Source organism: Micromonospora sp. NPDC050200, from assembly GCF_040656135.1.
Taxonomy (GTDB): domain Bacteria; phylum Actinomycetota; class Actinomycetes; order Mycobacteriales; family Micromonosporaceae; genus Micromonospora.
The window spans coordinates 60856-75942 of sequence record NZ_JBFALG010000017.1; the positions used below are offsets into that span (position 1 = coordinate 60856).

The following is a 15087-nucleotide window of genomic DNA, read 5'->3' on the forward strand; positions in this document are numbered from 1 at the left end:
GGCCTCGTCGCGTTCCGGGGCCGGTCCGGCGGAGGCGCCCGTTCCCGGTGCGGGCCGGCGGGCATGATGGGGGGATGACGACCGCTCCCGGGCAATTGCCCGTGGCGCACCAGCCGCCACGCCACCCGCTCGACCCCGACCCGGCGCCCGCGACGAAGGCCCGCGCCGTCTTCGCGCTCGGCCTGATCGGGGCGCTGACCGGGCTGTTCGTCGGCGGGGTGGTGCCGGCGACGGTGGCGCTCCAGTTGGCCCGTCAGGCCCGGCGGGAGGCGTACGCCTCGGGCGGCTACCTCACCGGCGCGGCCTGGCTGCGGCAGGGGGAGCGGCTGGCCTGGACGGGTCTGGTGCTGGTCGCGGTTTCCGTGGTGACACTGGTGGTGATCGGGGTGGTCCGGCTGGCGGACGCCCCGTTCGGGCACGACTTCGCCCCGAACGTGGACTGAGCGCGGCTTTGCTCGTGCGCGCCCTGCGGGGTGGTGCGTGCCGACGGTAGCCTGGCCGGTGTCCGTCGCGTGGCGAGGGATCTGGCTTGTCGACAGGAGGACCACGTGACCGAACCGGCGCCGCCGTCGGGAGCCGACCCGGGCGGGCAGCCCGCCGGGCACCCGGAGACGGGCGCGCCCGGCGGCGCCGGTGCGGCCCCGCCCGGCGACGCGACCGCCGGGCCGGAGCTGTCGCCCTGGTCGCCGCCGGGGTCCGCCGCCGGCGACCGGTCGGACCAGGACGCCAGCATCCCGCCGGAGGCCGCCCCCATCGGGTACGCGCCGCCGCCGCTGCCGCCGTCCGGGCCGTACCCGGGGCAGTACGCGCCGGTGTACCCCGGCCAGCCGGCCGGTGGGTACCCGGGACAGTTCCCGCCGGGTCAGCCCGCCGGGGCGTACCCGGGGCAGCCGGGCCAGCCGTCCGGGCCGTACCCGGTGCCGACCGGGGCGTACCTCGGTGGCACGCCGGCCGGCGCGTGGCCGCCGCCGTCGCCGCTCGGTCCGGGGCCGCTGCCCCCGCCGCCGCAGGAGGCGCCCAGACCGCCCAGGCGGGTCGATCCGGTGCCGGGTACGCCCTTCGGGGTGGTCCATCTCGACGTGCCGGCGGTGACCTCCGGGCCCGCCGTGGGTTCGCTGGTGGCCGGGGTGGGTTCGATCCTGGTGTCGCTGTCGGTCCTCTGCTTCGGCGTCGGGCTGGCGCGGTACGGCGGGGCCTGGGCGGCCGGGGCGTTCACCGTGCCGGGGGTGCTGGCCGGGGCGGCCGCGATCGTCGCCGGCCTGCTGGCCCGGCGGCAGATCCGGCGGGCGGCGCCGCCACCAGCGGTCCGGTTCACCGGGCGGGGGCTGGCCACGGCGGGGATCAGCTGCGGCGGGGCGGGTCTCCTGCTCTGCCTGCTGGGCCTGGGACTGGCGCTCCTGCTGCAGTTCGCGTGACGACCGTCGCGGCGGGGGCGACGGGCCGCTTCCGAGGGCAGCCGGTACACTTGGCGCTGTAGGTGCCCATCACGGGTGAGCAGGCGCGACGGCGAGCCGACCGGCGGGGTTCGAGATCCGCGGGACCATACCGTTTTGACCTGCGAGGCTGTGGTAGGTACTCTTTCCCCTTGTGCCCGGGCCTGCCCGGGCGACTCGTGCGTGCGCGGGACCCGGTTTCTCCGGCGATCGAGCGGCCGCACGGCACAGTCCAAGACCCGGCGCAGGGTCCACCGCGCCGGCGAACACACAATCCGGTGCGCGCGCGAGCGACGGCACCGGGACCGTGAGCCGGGCGACACGCCCGACCGCGGGTGCCGGGACCTCCGTCAGGTGGCCCTGGCCGGGAATGTAGGAGAGCTGTCCATCAGGGCGGCTAACGAGCAGACGGCGCGGCCGCGACAGCGGTCGAAGGGAGCGGAAAAACCCGGTGCCCACCATCCAGCAGCTGGTCCGAAAGGGCCGCCAGGCCAAGACGACCAAGACCAAGACCCCGGCGCTGAAGGGCAGTCCTCAGCGGCGCGGTGTGTGCACCCGCGTGTACACCACCACCCCCAAGAAGCCGAACTCGGCGCTCCGCAAGGTCGCTCGTGTCAAGCTCAGCAGCCAGATCGAGGTGACCGCCTACATCCCGGGCGTCGGTCACAACCTGCAGGAGCACTCGATCGTGCTCGTCCGCGGCGGCCGGGTGAAGGACCTCCCCGGCGTGCGTTACAAGATCGTCCGCGGTTCGCTGGACACCCAGGGTGTCCGCAACCGCAAGCAGGCGCGCAGCCGTTACGGCGCGAAGAAGGAGAAGAGCTGACATGCCGCGTAAGGGACCCGCTCCGCGGAAGCCGCTGGTCGCTGACCCGGTGTACAACTCGCCCCTGGTCACCCAGCTGGTGAACAAGATCCTCCTGCGCGGCAAGCGTCAGCTCGCCGAGCGCATCGTGTACGCCGCCCTGGAGGGCTGCCGCGAGAAGAGCGGCACCGACCCGGTCGTCACCCTCAAGCGGGCGATGGACAACGTCAAGCCGACCCTCGAGGTCCGCAGCCGCCGCGTCGGTGGCGCGACCTACCAGGTGCCGGTCGAGGTCCGTCCGGCCCGCGCGACCACCCTCGGTCTGCGCTGGCTGGTGACGTACTCCAAGGCCCGTCGTGAGAAGACCATGGTCGAGCGGCTCATGAACGAGCTGCTGGACGCGAGCAACGGTCTGGGTGCCGCCGTCAAGCGGCGCGAGGACACGCACAAGATGGCCGAGTCCAACAAGGCCTTCGCGCACTACCGCTGGTAACACCCTGGTTCCGGCGCCGGACCGGCGCCGGAACCGCCACCAGTTGTGTCGAGACGACGATAAGTAGGGATTGAAGTGGCCGCCGCAGACGCGCTCGCCAACGTACGCAACATCGGCATCATGGCGCACATCGATGCCGGTAAGACCACGACCACCGAGCGGATCCTGTTCTACACCGGTATCACGTACAAGATCGGTGAGGTCCACGAGGGCGCTGCCGTCATGGACTGGATGGAGCAGGAGCAGGAGCGTGGTATCACCATCACCTCCGCTGCCACCAAGTGTGAGTGGAAGGGCCACACGATCCAGATCATCGACACGCCCGGTCACGTCGACTTCACGGTCGAGGTCGAGCGGTCGCTGCGGGTGCTGGACGGTGCGGTCGCGGTCTACGACGGTGTCGCCGGCGTGGAGCCGCAGACGGAGAACGTCTGGCGTCAGGCCGACAAGTACAACGTCCCCCGGATGTGCTTCGTCAACAAGCTCGACCGGACCGGTGCCGACTTCTTCCGCTGTGTGCAGATGATGATCGACCGGCTCAAGGCCACCCCGCTGGTGCTCCAGATCCCGATCGGCGCCGAGGCCGACTTCATCGGCGTGGTGGACCTGGTCGGCATGCGCGCCCTCACCTGGCGCGGGGAGACCCAGAAGGGTGAGGACTACGCGATCGAGGAGATCCCGGCCGACCTCGCCGACTCCGCCGCCGAGTGGCGCGAGAAGCTGATGGAGACCCTCGCCGACGTCGACGACGCGGTGATGGAGAAGTACCTGGAAGGCGAGGAGATCTCCGTCGAGGAGATCCAGGCCGCCATCCGCCGGGCCACCATCGCCGGCAAGGCCAACCCCGTCTTCACCGGCACCGCCTTCAAGAACAAGGGCATCCAGCCGATGCTCGACGCGGTCGTCGCCTACCTGCCGTCTCCGCTGGACGTCCCGGCGATCGAGGGCACGGCGACCGACGGCGAGACCCCGATGCAGCGGAAGCCGTCCGTCTCGGAGCCCTTCTCCGGCCTGGCCTTCAAGATCCAGACCGACAAGCACCTTGGCAAGCTCACCTACGTCCGGGTCTACTCCGGCGTGATCGAGTCCGGGTCCCAGGTGGTCAATTCCACCAAGGACCGCAAGGAGCGGATCGGCAAGATCTACCAGATGCACGCCAACAAGCGGGAGGAGCGCAGCTCCGCCAAGGCTGGCGACATCATCGCGGTGCAGGGCCTGAAGCAGACCACCACCGGTGACACCCTGTGCGACCCGGCGAACCCGGTCATCCTGGAGTCGATGACCTTCCCGGAGCCGGTCATCGAGGTCGCCATCGAGCCGAAGACCAAGGCCGACCAGGAGAAGCTCAGCACCGCCATCCAGCGGCTGGCCGAGGAGGACCCGACCTTCCGCGTCAAGCTGGACGAGGAGACCGGCCAGACGGTCATCTCCGGCATGGGCGAGCTGCACCTGGACATCCTGGTCGACCGGATGCGCCGCGAGTTCAACGTCGAGGCCAACATCGGCAAGCCGCAGGTGGCGTACCGCGAGACGATCCGCCGCAAGGTGGAGAAGATCGAGTACACCCACAAGAAGCAGACCGGTGGTTCCGGCCAGTACGCCCGCGTGATCGTGAGCGTCGAGCCGCTGCCGCTGGACAACGACTCGCCGACCTACGAGTTCGCCAACGCCGTCACCGGTGGCCGCATCCCCCGGGAGTTCATCCCCTCGGTGGACGCGGGTGCCCAGGACGCGATGCAGTACGGCATCCTCGCCGGCTTCCCGCTGGTGGGTGTCAAGCTGACGCTGCTGGACGGCCAGTACCACGAGGTCGACTCGTCGGAAATGGCATTCAAGATCGCCGGCTCGATGGTGATGAAGGAGGCGGCCCGCAAGGCCGATCCCGCGCTGCTCGAGCCGATGATGGCTGTTGAGGTCACCACTCCCGAGGAGAACATGGGTGACGTCATCGGCGACCTCAACTCCCGGCGCGGCATCATCCAGGCGATGGAGGAGCGTCACGGCGCCCGCATCGTCCGGGCCCTGGTGCCGCTGTCGGAGATGTTCGGCTACGTCGGCGACCTGCGGTCGAAGACCCAGGGCCGGGCTAGCTACAGCATGCAGTTCGACTCCTACGCCGAGGTTCCGCAGAGCGTGGCGAAGGAGATCATCGCCAAGGCGACTGGTGAGTGACGCTCACCTGAGTTGATCCGATGGTTCGAGGTCGGTCGCGGGAGGGAACTCCCGCCCGCGGCCACCTCGATCGGGTTGCGTGAGACCGGGCCTGTAGGCTTCATCGCCGCAGAACCCACCAAGCTCTCCGGCCGTCAGGCCGGAAAGGCTGTCGACAGAGTCCTAAGCGCCGACCGGCGCGCCGGGGCGTACGAACCAAGAAGTCCACAGGAGGACACCAGTGGCGAAGGCGAAGTTCGAGCGGACTAAGCCGCACGTCAACATCGGCACCATTGGTCACATCGACCACGGTAAGACGACGCTGACGGCGGCCATCACGAAGGTCCTGCACGACCAGTACCCGGACCTCAACCCGTACACGCCGTTCGACGAGATCGACAAGGCGCCGGAGGAGAAGGCCCGCGGCATCACGATCTCCATCTCGCACGTCGAGTACCAGACCGAGGCGCGTCACTACGCGCACGTCGACTGCCCCGGTCACGCCGACTACATCAAGAACATGATCACCGGTGCCGCCCAGATGGACGGCGCGATCCTGGTGGTCGCGGCGACCGACGGCCCGATGCCGCAGACCCGCGAGCACGTGCTGCTGGCCCGCCAGGTCGGTGTGCCGTACATCGTCGTGGCGCTCAACAAGAGCGACATGGTCGACGACGAGGAGCTCCTGGAGCTCGTCGAGCTCGAGGTCCGCGAGCTGCTCTCCTCGCAGGAGTACCCGGGTGACGACCTGCCGGTCGTCCGGGTCTCGGCGCTGCGGGCCCTCGAGGGCGACCCGGAGTGGACCGGCCGCCTCATGGAGCTGATGAACGCGGTCGACACCGCGATCCCGCAGCCGGAGCGCGAGACCGAGAAGCCGTTCCTCATGCCGATCGAGGACGTCTTCACGATCACCGGTCGTGGCACCGTCGTCACCGGTCGCGCCGAGCGCGGCATCCTCAAGCCGAACGAGGAGGTGGAGATCGTCGGCATCCGCGAGAAGTCGATGAAGACCACCTGCACCGGCATCGAGATGTTCCGCAAGCTGCTCGACGAGGCCCGCGCGGGCGAGAACGTCGGTCTGCTGCTCCGCGGCATCAAGCGCGAGGACGTCGAGCGCGGCATGGTGGTCGTCAAGCCGGGCACCACGACCCCGCACACGGAGTTCGAGGCGACGGTCTACATCCTCTCCAAGGAGGAGGGCGGCCGGCACACCCCGTTCTTCCAGAACTACCGCCCGCAGTTCTACTTCCGGACCACGGACGTCACCGGCGTCGTCACGCTGCCCGAGGGCACCGAGATGGTCATGCCGGGCGACAACACCACGATGGCCGTGAAGCTGATCCAGCCCATCGCGATGGAGGACAACCTCAAGTTCGCGATCCGCGAGGGTGGTCGTACGGTCGGCGCTGGCCGCGTCACCAAGATCATCAAGTGAGCTAGGTAACCCCGATTAGCGTTGCCGTCGGTCGTACGGCATACTAGTCAGGTTGCGTAACGACGGTTAGTCACCTGCGTCCGGTGAACGCTGGACCTCCGGGAGGCCAACAGTCGCGCGTAGGGTGGTTGATCGCCCCTGGCGGTCAACCACCCTCGCACGGCGTCCAGATCGCTGTGATGCGATCGGCGCCTTGACCCACCGCGTGGTCTGAGAACCGCTCTGGAGTCCCGGGGCGGAGCCTGGCCCGAGGGCGCGACACGCCCGACCGCGGGGGTCGGCGAAGTGGGCCTGTGCCAGCCGGTACAGGCGCCCGCAACACAGCGGCATCGAGAGAAGGAACAGAAGCCACCATGGCGGGACAGAAGATCCGCATCCGGCTCAAGGCCTATGACCACGAGGTCGTCGACTCCTCGGCGCGGAAGATCGTCGAGACGGTGACGCGTACCGGGGCGCAGGTCGCAGGCCCGGTGCCGCTGCCCACGGAGATCAACCGTTTCTGCGTCATCCGCTCGCCGCACAAGTACAAGGACTCGCGCGAGCACTTCGAGATGCGTACGCACAAGCGGCTGATCGACATCATCGACCCGACCCCGAAGACGGTCGACTCGCTCATGCGCCTCGACCTGCCGGCTGGCGTCGACATCGAGATCAAGCTGTAGGGACCGGACAAATGGACAGGCAAGTCAAGGGGATCCTGGGCGCAAAGCTCGGCATGACCCAGGTCTGGGACAACAACCGCGTTGTCCCGGTGACCGTGGTTCAGGCCGGCCCGTGCGTCGTCAGCCAGGTTCGTAGCGCCGAGAAGGACGGTTACTCCGCAGTCCAGCTCGCCTACGGCACGATCGACCCGCGCAAGGTCAAGAAGCCGCTGGGCGGGCACTACGCGAAGGCGGACGTGGCGCCGCGCCGGCACATCGTCGAGCTGCGCACCGCGGACGCCGCGGACTACTCGCTGGGCCAGGAGGTCACGGTCGAGGAGTTCCCGGCCGGCGTCGCCATCGACGTCACCGGCAAGACCAAGGGCAAGGGCTACGCCGGCCCGATGAAGCGGCACGGCTTCCACGGTCTGCGCGCCAGCCACGGTGTCGAGCGCAAGCACCGCTCGCCCGGCTCCATCGGCGCCTGCGCCACCCCGGGTCGCGTCTTCAAGGGCACCCGGATGGCGGGCCGGATGGGTGGCGTGCGCTACACCGTCCAGAACCTGACCGTCCAGGCGGTCGACACCGAGAACAACCTCCTGCTCGTCCGTGGCGCCATCCCCGGCCCCAAGGGCGCGCTGGTCCTGGTCCGCACCGCGGCCAAGACCAAGGCGAAGAAGGGCGGTGCGGCCAAGTGACCACCGTTGACGTCCGCAACGTCGAAGGCGCCAAGAGCGGCTCCGTCGAGCTGCCGGCCGACATCTTCGACGTCCAGGCCAACGTCGCGCTGATGCACCAGGTCGTGGTGGCCCAGCTCGCGGCGGCCCGCCAGGGCACGCACAAGGTCAAGACCCGCGGCGAGGTCGCCGGTGGCGGCAAGAAGCCGTACAAGCAGAAGGGCACCGGTCGGGCCCGGCAGGGCTCGATCCGCGCGCCGCAGTTCGCCGGCGGTGGCGTGGTGCACGGCCCGGTCCCGCGCGACTACAGCCAGCGCACCCCCAAGAAGATGAAGGCCGCCGCCCTGCGTGGCGCCCTCTCCGACCGGGCGCGCGCCGGCCAGGTGCACGTCGTCGAGGGCTTCGTCCCGGGCGAGAAGCCGTCGACCAAGGCCGCTCTGGCCACGCTGGCCAAGCTGACCGAGGCCCGTCGGGTCCTGGTCGTGCTGAGCAGCACCGACGAGCTGAACTGGGTGTCGCTGCGCAACGAGCCGCGGGTGCACCTGATCGAGGCCGGCCAGCTCAACACGTACGACGTGCTGGTGGCCGACGACGTGGTCTTCACCAAGGAGGCCCTGGACGAGTTCCTGGGCGTTCCCGCCGAGACCACCGAGGAGGGTGGCAAGTGAGCACGATCGCCGATCCGCGCGACATCATCGTCGCGCCGGTCGTCTCGGAGAAGAGCTACAGCGAGCTGAACCGCAACTGGTACACCTTCCTGGTGCACCCGGACGCGAACAAGACCGAGATCAAGATCGCTATCCAGCAGATCTTCAACGTCCGCGTCCTGACGGTCAACACGCTCAACCGCGAGGGCAAGCGCAAGCGCACCAAGACCGGCTTCGGTCAGCGCAAGGCCACCAAGCGGGCGATCGTGAAGCTGGCTGACGGTGACCGTATCGAGGCCTTCGGCGGCCCGGTCAGCTGAGGGGTGTAGACAATGGCTATCCGTAAGTACAAGCCGACGACGCCGGGCCGGCGTGGCTCCAGCGTCGCCGACTTCGCCGAGATCACCCGGTCGACGCCTGAGAAGTCGCTGCTGGCTCCGCTGCCGAAGAAGGGCGGACGCAACGCCCACGGCCGGATCACCACCCGGCACCAGGGTGGCGGCCACAAGCGGCAGTACCGCCTGATCGACTTCAAGCGGGTCGACAAGGACGGCGTGCCGGCGAAGGTCGCCCACATCGAGTACGACCCGAACCGCACCGCGCGAATCGCGCTGCTGCACTACGCCGACGGCGAGAAGCGGTACATCACCGCGCCGAAGGACCTGAAGCAGGGCGACCGCGTCGAGTCCGGGCCGGGCGCGGACATCAAGCCGGGCAACAACCTGCCGCTGCGCAACATCCCGGTCGGTACGACGATCCACAACGTGGAGCTTCGTCCGGGCGGTGGCGCCAAGCTGGCCCGCTCGGCCGGCGTCGGCATCCAGCTGCTCGGCCGTGAGGGCGCGTACGCGACCCTTCGCATGCCGTCCGGTGAGATCCGGCGGGTCGACGTGCGCTGCCGCGCCAGCATCGGCGAGATCGGCAACGCCGACCAGTCGAACATCAACTGGGGCAAGGCCGGCCGGATGCGGTGGAAGGGCAAGCGCCCGACCGTCCGTGGTGTCGCGATGAACCCGGTCGACCACCCGCACGGTGGTGGTGAGGGTAAGACCTCCGGCGGTCGCCACCCGGTCAACCCGCAGGGTAAGCCCGAGGGCCGCACCCGTCGTAAGGGCCAGCCGAGTGACCGGCTGATCGTCCGCCGCCGCTACGCCACGCGTAAGCGCGGCTGAGGGAGATAAGACATGCCTCGCAGCCTGAAGAAGGGCCCGTTCGTCGACGACCACCTGCTCAAGAAGGTGGAGACGCAGAACGACAAGGGCTCGAAGAACGTCATCAAGACCTGGTCGCGGCGCTCGACGATCATCCCGGAGATGCTGGGTCACACGATCGCCGTGCACGACGGACGCAAGCACGTCCCGGTGTTCGTGACCGAGGCGATGGTCGGGCACAAGCTCGGCGAGTTCGCGCTGACCCGCACGTTCAAGGGTCACGAGAAGGACGACCGGAAGAGCCGTCGGCGCTGACGCCGCGGGCATACGGATAGAGGAACAAGGGGTTACAGCGATGCCAGGAAAGGGCGACGCTCCGGTGCTTCCGGGCGCGCGGGCGGTTGCGCGGCACGTGCGCATCTCGCCGATGAAGGCGCGCCGGGTGGTCAACCTCGTCCGCGGCCTGCCCGCGAAGGAGGCGCTCACGGTGCTGCAGTTCGCGCCGCAGGCTGCGAGCGAGCAGGTGTACAAGGTGCTCGCGAGCGCGATCGCCAACGCGGAGAACAACGAGCGGCTGGACCCCGACGCGCTGCTCGTCAGCGAGGCGTTCGTCGACGAGGGCCCGACCATGAAGCGGTTCCGGCCGCGCGCGCAGGGCCGGGCGTACCGGATCCGCAAGCGCACCTGCCACATCACCGTGGCGGTCGAGGCGGTCGCGCCGGCCGCGCCGAAGAAGTCCGCGGCGAAGAAGGCCGCCCCGGCGCAGCAGGCCGAGGCCGCTGAGACGGAGAGCAAGACGGAGGGCGCCGAGTAATGGGTCAGAAGGTTCACCCCACTGGGTTCCGGCTCGGCATCTCGACCGACTGGAAGTCCCGCTGGTTCGCGGACAAGCTCTACAAGGACTACATCGGCGAGGACGTCAAGATCCGCCGGATGATGTCCAAGGGCCTCGAGCGCGCCGGCATCTCCAAGGTCGACATCGAGCGCACCCGCGACCGGGTCCGCGTGGACATCCACACCGCCCGGCCGGGCATCGTCATCGGCCGTAAGGGTGCGGAGGCCGACCGGATCCGCGGCGAGCTGGAGAAGCTCACCGGCAAGCAGGTGCAGCTGAACATCATCGAGGTGAAGAACCCCGAGTCGGACGCGCAGCTCGTCGCCCAGGGCGTCGCCGAGCAGCTGTCCAGCCGGGTCAGCTTCCGTCGGGCGATGCGCAAGGCCATGCAGTCGGCGATGAAGAACCCGGTCTGCAAGGGCATCCGGGTCCAGGTGTCGGGTCGACTCGGCGGCGCCGAGATGAGCCGCACCGAGTTCTACCGCGAGGGCCGGGTCCCGCTGCACACGCTGCGGGCCAACATCGAGTACGGCTTCTTCGAGGCCCGTACCACCTTCGGCCGGATCGGCGTGAAGGTCTGGATCTACAAGGGCGACGCGGTCCCGGGCCGGGAGGCTCCGGCCGAGGCCGGTCCGTCCCGCCCGCGCCGTGACCGCGGCGACCGCCCCGAGCGGCCGCGCCGTGGCCGGTCGGGTTCGTCCGGCACGACCGCCGGTGGCACCGAGGCCGGCCGGGCTGCTGCGACCACCATCGCTCAGCAGGCCGAGACGCCGAGTGGCGAGCCGGTGGATGCTTCCGCCGTCGCCGCCGCGGCAGAAACGCAGCAGGAGGGCTGACAGATGCTGATGCCGCGCAAGCCCCCGAAGGGCTTCCGCAAGCCGCACCACCCCGACCGCCACGGCGCGTCGAAGGGTGGTAACCGGGTGGTGTTCGGCGAGTTCGGGATCCAGGCTCTCGAGCCGGCGTACGTGACCAACCGCCAGATCGAGTCGGCGCGTATCGCGATGACCCGTCACATCAAGCGTGGCGGCAAGGTCTGGATCACGGTCTTCCCGGACCAGGCCCTGACCAAGAAGCCGGCGGAAACCCGGATGGGCTCCGGTAAGGGCTCGCCCGAGTGGTGGGTCGCCAACGTCAAGCCGGGGCGGGTTCTCTTCGAGATGTCCTTCCCCAACGAGCAGATCGCGCGAGAGGCGATGCGTCGCGCGATTCACAAGCTCCCGATGAAGTGCCGCATTGTTACGCGCGAAGTGGGTGAATCCTGATGGCAGCGGGCGTTAAGGCTGGCGAGCTGCGTGAACTCTCCGACGAGGAGTTGGTCACGAAGCTGCGCGAGGCCAAGGCGGAGCTGTTCAACCTCCGCGTGCAGGCCGCAACCGGGCAGCTGGACAACAACCGGCGGCTGCAGGTCATCCGTCGGGAGATCGCCCGGATCTACACGATCATGCGTGAGCGCGAGCTGGGTCTCTCGGCCGCGCCGACTGAGGTGACTGCATCATGAGCGAGAACACCACCACCGCCGCCGCGCGGGCCCGCCGCAAGGTGCGTGAGGGCCTCGTGGTCAGCGACAAGATGGAAAAGACCGTCGTTGTCGAGGTCGAGGACCGGGTCAAGCACGCGCTGTACGGCAAGATCATGCGCCGGACCAGCAAGCTGAAGGTGCACGACGAGCAGAACTCGGCCGGCATCGGCGACCGGGTCCTGATCATGGAGACCCGGCCGCTCTCCGCTACCAAGCGGTGGCGGATCGTGGAGATCCTCGAGAAGGCCAAGTAGCGAAGGCTCGAGCTCGGCCGATTTCGGTCGGGCGCAGGTTCCGCCAGGCTCCGGCCGCCTCCGGGCGGCCGGAGAACCGGCAGACATAGGAGATAGACGTGATTCAGCAGGAGTCGCGACTGCGCGTCGCCGACAACACGGGTGCCCGGGAGATCCTGTGCATCCGGGTTCTCGGTGGCTCCGGTCGGCGCTACGCGAGCATCGGCGACGTCATCGTGGCCACGGTCAAGGACGCGATCCCGGGTGCCGGTGTGAAGAAGGGCGACGTCGTCAAGGCGGTCGTCGTCCGCACCGCCAAGGAGAGGCGGCGGCCGGACGGCTCGTACATCCGCTTCGACGAGAACGCCGCCGTCATCATCAAGGACGGTGGGGACCCGCGTGGTACCCGTATCTTCGGCCCGGTGGGTCGTGAGCTGCGGGACAAGCGGTTCATGAAGATTATTTCCCTCGCGCCGGAGGTGTTGTGACCGTGAAGGTCAAGAAGGGCGACACGGTCGTCGTCATCGCCGGCAAGGACAAGGGCGCCAAGGGCAAGGTCATCGCGGCCTACCCGCGGCAGGACAAGATCCTGGTCGAGGGCGTGAACCGGGTCAAGAAGCACACCCGCATCAGCACCACCCAGCGCGGCGCCAAGACCGGTGGCATCGTCACCCAGGAGGCCCCGATCCACGTCTCCAACGTGCAGGTCCTGGACTCCGACGGGAACCCGACCCGCGTCGGGTACCGGATCGACGACAACGGCCAGAAGGTCCGCATCGCGCGTAGCACCGGTAAGGACCTGTGATGACCACGGCTACCGAAACCAAGACCATGCCGCGCCTCAAGGAGCGGTACCGTAACGAGATCGTGGCGCAGCTGCAGGAGCAGCACAGCTACGCGAACCCCATGCAGGTTCCGCGGCTGGTCAAGATCGTCGTCAACATGGGTGTCGGCGAGGCCGCTCGCGACGCCAAGCTGATCGATGGCGCGGTCCGCGACCTGGCCACGATCACCGGCCAGAAGCCGCAGGTGCGGCGGGCGACCAAGTCCATCGCGCAGTTCAAGCTGCGTGAGGGCATGCCGATCGGCGCGAAGGTGACCCTGCGCGGCGACCGGATGTGGGAGTTCCTGGACCGGCTGCTGTCGATCGCGCTGCCGCGTATCCGCGACTTCCGCGGTCTGGACGGGCGCAAGCTCGACGGGCACGGCAACTACACGTTCGGTCTGACCGAGCAGTCGGTGTTCCACGAGATCGACCAGGACAAGATCGATCGGCAGCGGGGCATGGACATCACGGTGGTCACGACCGCCACGACCGACGACGAGGGCCGGGCGCTGCTCAAGCTCCTGGGCTTCCCGTTCAAGGAGAACTGAGATGGCCAAGAAGGCGCTGATCATCAAGGCGGCCGCGAAGCCGAAGTTCTCGGTTCGCGCTTACACCCGCTGCCAGCGGTGCGGGCGTCCGAAGGCGGTCTACCGCAAGTTCGGTCTCTGCCGGGTGTGCATCCGGGAGATGGCCCACCGCGGTGAGCTGCCCGGCGTGTCCAAGGCTTCCTGGTAATAGCTATTGCTCTTCGCCGTAGGCCCGGGGCGGAACGCCCCGGGAACCCCGGCGAGAAAGGCTGACGAATTCATGACGATGACCGACCCGATCGCAGACATGCTCACGCGTCTGCGTAACGCCAACCAGGCGTACCACGACCAGGTGAAGATGCCCTACTCGAAGATCAAGGCGAACATCGCCGAGGTCCTCAAGGCCGAGGGTTACATCGCCACATGGTCGGTCGAGGAGCCCGAGGAGGGCGCCGTCGGCAAGCGACTGGTCGTCGAGCTGAAGTACGGCCAGAACCGCGAGCGGAGCCTGGCCGGCATCAAGCGCGTGTCCAAGCCCGGTCTCCGGGTGTACGCCAAGTCGGACGGGCTCCCGCGGGTGCTCGGCGGGCTGGGCGTGGCGATCATTTCGACGTCCCAGGGGCTGCTCACCGACCGGCAGGCCCGCAAGCGGAGCGTTGGCGGGGAAGTCCTCGCCTTCGTCTGGTAACGGGAGACAGGTAGAAATGTCGCGTATTGGACGTAAGTCGATCCCGGTACCGGCCGGCGTCGACATCACCATCGACGGCCAGACCGTCAAGGTCAAGGGCCCGAAGGGCGAGCTGTCGCACACGCTCGCCGAGCCGATCAGGGCGGAGCGGGGCGAGGACGGCCAGCTGCACGTCAACCGGCCGAACGACGAGCGCAAGGCCAAGGAACTGCACGGCCTGAGCCGTACCCTGGTCGCCAACATGATCGTCGGTGTGACCGAGGGCTACCGCAAGAGCCTGGAGATCGCCGGTACCGGTTACCGCGTCACCGCCAAGGGCAAGGACCTTGAGTTCGCGCTCGGGTTCTCGCACCCGGTGCTGGTGCCGGCTCCGGACGGCATCACCTTCACGGTGGAGAAGCCGACGCTGTTCCACGTGGCCGGCATCGACAAGCAGCAGGTCGGTGAGGTCGCCGCCAACATCCGGAAGATCCGCCCGCCGGAGCCCTACAAGGGCAAGGGCGTGAAGTACCAGGGCGAGGTCATCCGCCGCAAGGCCGGTAAGGCAGGTAAGAAGTGATGGGCGAGGTCATCCGCCCCTGCGAGGCCAAGGCTGGAAAGGCAGGTAAGAAGTGAGCGCCACGCTGCTCAAGCGCCGCCGCGGCGTCGCCGCCAAGCGTGCCGTCGGGCGTGCGCGCCGGCACTTCCGGGTCCGCAAGAACGTCAGCGGCACCGCCGAGCGCCCCCGCCTGGTGGTCACCCGTTCCCTGCGGCACATCGTCGCCCAGATCGTGGACGACACCAAGGGTCACACCCTGGCGTCGGCCTCGACCCTGGACGCCTCGCTGCGTGGTGCGGAGGGCGACAAGAGCGCCCTGGCCGGCAAGGTCGGCGCCCTGCTCGCCGAGCGGGCCAAGGCCGCCGGCGTCTCCAAGGTCGTCTTCGACCGCGGTGGCAACCGGTACGCGGGGCGGGTCGCCGCGCTTGCCGATGCCGCCCGCGAAGCCGGGCTCGAGTTCTAGAAACCCCGTCACGAGAGATAAG

24 protein-coding genes are annotated in these 15087 nt (G+C 68.8%); all 24 read left to right on the forward strand.

Annotated features, from left to right (window positions below; genetic code table 11):
• Positions 1-74 precede the first annotated feature (74 nt).
• The 24 genes from AB0I41_RS14140 to rplR all read left to right on the forward strand — a co-directional run bounded on the left by AB0I41_RS14140 (position 75) and on the right by rplR (position 15065).
• Positions 75-443: a hypothetical protein gene (locus AB0I41_RS14140; RefSeq protein WP_357106421.1), complete on the forward strand. Its 369-nt coding sequence runs from the start codon at positions 75-77 to the stop codon at positions 441-443.
• 600 nt (positions 444-1043) lie between these two features.
• Entirely contained in the window at positions 1044-1415 is a 372-nt protein-coding gene (locus AB0I41_RS14145) for a hypothetical protein (protein WP_357106550.1), read from the forward strand.
• A 469-nt stretch (positions 1416-1884) separates the two neighbouring features.
• Complete coding sequence (rpsL, locus tag AB0I41_RS14150) at positions 1885-2259, forward strand: 30S ribosomal protein S12 (RefSeq protein ID WP_007465318.1); 375 nt, start codon at positions 1885-1887, stop codon at positions 2257-2259.
• Between the two features lies 1 nt (position 2260).
• Positions 2261-2731, forward strand: coding sequence for a 30S ribosomal protein S7 (gene rpsG, locus AB0I41_RS14155; RefSeq protein ID WP_091079418.1), 471 nt, complete (start codon positions 2261-2263; stop codon positions 2729-2731).
• A 75-nt stretch (positions 2732-2806) separates the two neighbouring features.
• Entirely contained in the window at positions 2807-4903 is a 2097-nt protein-coding gene (gene fusA / locus AB0I41_RS14160) for an elongation factor G (protein WP_357106425.1), read from the forward strand.
• A 220-nt stretch (positions 4904-5123) separates the two neighbouring features.
• Positions 5124-6317: an elongation factor Tu gene (gene tuf / locus AB0I41_RS14165; RefSeq protein WP_357106427.1), complete on the forward strand. Its 1194-nt coding sequence runs from the start codon at positions 5124-5126 to the stop codon at positions 6315-6317.
• Between the two features lie 353 nt (positions 6318-6670).
• Entirely contained in the window at positions 6671-6979 is a 309-nt protein-coding gene (rpsJ, locus tag AB0I41_RS14170; RefSeq protein WP_007073037.1) for a 30S ribosomal protein S10, read from the forward strand.
• A gap of 11 nt (positions 6980-6990) precedes the next feature.
• The gene (gene rplC, locus AB0I41_RS14175) at positions 6991-7656 is read left to right on the forward strand and encodes a 50S ribosomal protein L3 (protein WP_357106430.1); all 666 of its coding nucleotides are present in this window, start codon (positions 6991-6993) and stop codon (positions 7654-7656) included.
• On the forward strand, positions 7653-8303 hold the full coding sequence (gene rplD, locus AB0I41_RS14180; RefSeq protein WP_357106432.1) for a 50S ribosomal protein L4: 651 nt from the start codon (positions 7653-7655) through the stop codon (positions 8301-8303). The genes rplC and rplD overlap by 4 nt, the downstream gene beginning before the upstream one ends.
• Entirely contained in the window at positions 8300-8602 is a 303-nt protein-coding gene (rplW, locus tag AB0I41_RS14185; RefSeq protein ID WP_073834931.1) for a 50S ribosomal protein L23, read from the forward strand. Before rplD ends, rplW begins: the two co-directional genes overlap by 4 nt.
• A 12-nt stretch (positions 8603-8614) precedes the next feature.
• Entirely contained in the window at positions 8615-9454 is an 840-nt protein-coding gene (gene rplB, locus AB0I41_RS14190) for a 50S ribosomal protein L2 (protein ID WP_357106435.1), read from the forward strand.
• A gap of 12 nt (positions 9455-9466) precedes the next feature.
• Positions 9467-9748 carry a 30S ribosomal protein S19 gene (rpsS, locus tag AB0I41_RS14195; protein WP_007073032.1) on the forward strand — a complete coding sequence of 94 codons (282 nt, stop codon included), beginning with the start codon at positions 9467-9469 and terminating at the stop codon, positions 9746-9748.
• 40 nt (positions 9749-9788) lie between these two features.
• Complete coding sequence (gene rplV, locus AB0I41_RS14200) at positions 9789-10247, forward strand: 50S ribosomal protein L22 (RefSeq protein WP_357106439.1); 459 nt, start codon at positions 9789-9791, stop codon at positions 10245-10247.
• Entirely contained in the window at positions 10247-11104 is an 858-nt protein-coding gene (gene rpsC, locus AB0I41_RS14205) for a 30S ribosomal protein S3 (protein ID WP_357106442.1), read from the forward strand. The genes rplV and rpsC overlap by 1 nt, the downstream gene beginning before the upstream one ends.
• A gap of 3 nt (positions 11105-11107) precedes the next feature.
• Complete coding sequence (gene rplP, locus AB0I41_RS14210) at positions 11108-11533, forward strand: 50S ribosomal protein L16 (protein ID WP_088647000.1); 426 nt, start codon at positions 11108-11110, stop codon at positions 11531-11533.
• Positions 11533-11769 carry a 50S ribosomal protein L29 gene (rpmC, locus tag AB0I41_RS14215; RefSeq protein ID WP_357106445.1) on the forward strand — a complete coding sequence of 79 codons (237 nt, stop codon included), beginning with the start codon at positions 11533-11535 and terminating at the stop codon, positions 11767-11769. The genes rplP and rpmC overlap by 1 nt, the downstream gene beginning before the upstream one ends.
• The gene (gene rpsQ / locus AB0I41_RS14220; RefSeq protein WP_357106448.1) at positions 11766-12044 is read left to right on the forward strand and encodes a 30S ribosomal protein S17; all 279 of its coding nucleotides are present in this window, start codon (positions 11766-11768) and stop codon (positions 12042-12044) included. The genes rpmC and rpsQ overlap by 4 nt, the downstream gene beginning before the upstream one ends.
• A 98-nt stretch (positions 12045-12142) precedes the next feature.
• Positions 12143-12511, forward strand: a complete 369-nt coding sequence (gene rplN, locus AB0I41_RS14225) for a 50S ribosomal protein L14 (RefSeq protein ID WP_007465279.1) — start codon at positions 12143-12145, stop codon at positions 12509-12511.
• Positions 12508-12828, forward strand: a complete 321-nt coding sequence (rplX, locus tag AB0I41_RS14230) for a 50S ribosomal protein L24 (RefSeq protein WP_357106449.1) — start codon at positions 12508-12510, stop codon at positions 12826-12828. Before rplN ends, rplX begins: the two co-directional genes overlap by 4 nt.
• Positions 12828-13397, forward strand: coding sequence for a 50S ribosomal protein L5 (gene rplE / locus AB0I41_RS14235; protein ID WP_154941822.1), 570 nt, complete (start codon positions 12828-12830; stop codon positions 13395-13397). Before rplX ends, rplE begins: the two co-directional genes overlap by 1 nt.
• A 1-nt stretch (position 13398) precedes the next feature.
• Entirely contained in the window at positions 13399-13584 is a 186-nt protein-coding gene (locus tag AB0I41_RS14240) for a type Z 30S ribosomal protein S14 (RefSeq protein WP_007465272.1), read from the forward strand.
• Between the two features lie 72 nt (positions 13585-13656).
• On the forward strand, positions 13657-14064 hold the full coding sequence (gene rpsH, locus AB0I41_RS14245) for a 30S ribosomal protein S8 (protein WP_007465270.1): 408 nt from the start codon (positions 13657-13659) through the stop codon (positions 14062-14064).
• A gap of 16 nt (positions 14065-14080) precedes the next feature.
• Positions 14081-14623 (forward strand): 50S ribosomal protein L6, encoded by a 543-nt coding sequence (rplF, locus tag AB0I41_RS14250; protein ID WP_357106450.1) that lies wholly within the window; start codon positions 14081-14083, stop codon positions 14621-14623.
• A gap of 64 nt (positions 14624-14687) precedes the next feature.
• Positions 14688-15065, forward strand: a complete 378-nt coding sequence (gene rplR / locus AB0I41_RS14255; protein ID WP_172894548.1) for a 50S ribosomal protein L18 — start codon at positions 14688-14690, stop codon at positions 15063-15065.
• Positions 15066-15087 lie beyond the last annotated feature (22 nt).

Coding starts and splice junctions, on each gene's coding strand:
- rpsG (WP_091079418.1), top strand. CDS start 2,261: ATGCCGCGTAAGGGACCCGCTCCGCGGAAGCCGCTGGTCGCTGACCCG.
- rpsS (WP_007073032.1), top strand. CDS start 9,467: ATGCCTCGCAGCCTGAAGAAGGGCCCGTTCGTCGACGACCACCTGCTC.
- AB0I41_RS14140 (WP_357106421.1), top strand. CDS start 75: ATGACGACCGCTCCCGGGCAATTGCCCGTGGCGCACCAGCCGCCACGC.
- AB0I41_RS14240 (WP_007465272.1), top strand. CDS start 13,399: ATGGCCAAGAAGGCGCTGATCATCAAGGCGGCCGCGAAGCCGAAGTTC.
- rpsH (WP_007465270.1), top strand. CDS start 13,657: ATGACGATGACCGACCCGATCGCAGACATGCTCACGCGTCTGCGTAAC.
- rplP (WP_088647000.1), top strand. CDS start 11,108: ATGCTGATGCCGCGCAAGCCCCCGAAGGGCTTCCGCAAGCCGCACCAC.
- rplV (WP_357106439.1), top strand. CDS start 9,789: ATGCCAGGAAAGGGCGACGCTCCGGTGCTTCCGGGCGCGCGGGCGGTT.
- rplF (WP_357106450.1), top strand. CDS start 14,081: ATGTCGCGTATTGGACGTAAGTCGATCCCGGTACCGGCCGGCGTCGAC.
- rplB (WP_357106435.1), top strand. CDS start 8,615: ATGGCTATCCGTAAGTACAAGCCGACGACGCCGGGCCGGCGTGGCTCC.
- rpsJ (WP_007073037.1), top strand. CDS start 6,671: ATGGCGGGACAGAAGATCCGCATCCGGCTCAAGGCCTATGACCACGAG.
- rplE (WP_154941822.1), top strand. CDS start 12,828: ATGACCACGGCTACCGAAACCAAGACCATGCCGCGCCTCAAGGAGCGG.
- rpsQ (WP_357106448.1), top strand. CDS start 11,766: ATGAGCGAGAACACCACCACCGCCGCCGCGCGGGCCCGCCGCAAGGTG.
- rplC (WP_357106430.1), top strand. CDS start 6,991: ATGGACAGGCAAGTCAAGGGGATCCTGGGCGCAAAGCTCGGCATGACC.
- rpmC (WP_357106445.1), top strand. CDS start 11,533: ATGGCAGCGGGCGTTAAGGCTGGCGAGCTGCGTGAACTCTCCGACGAG.
- rpsC (WP_357106442.1), top strand. CDS start 10,247: ATGGGTCAGAAGGTTCACCCCACTGGGTTCCGGCTCGGCATCTCGACC.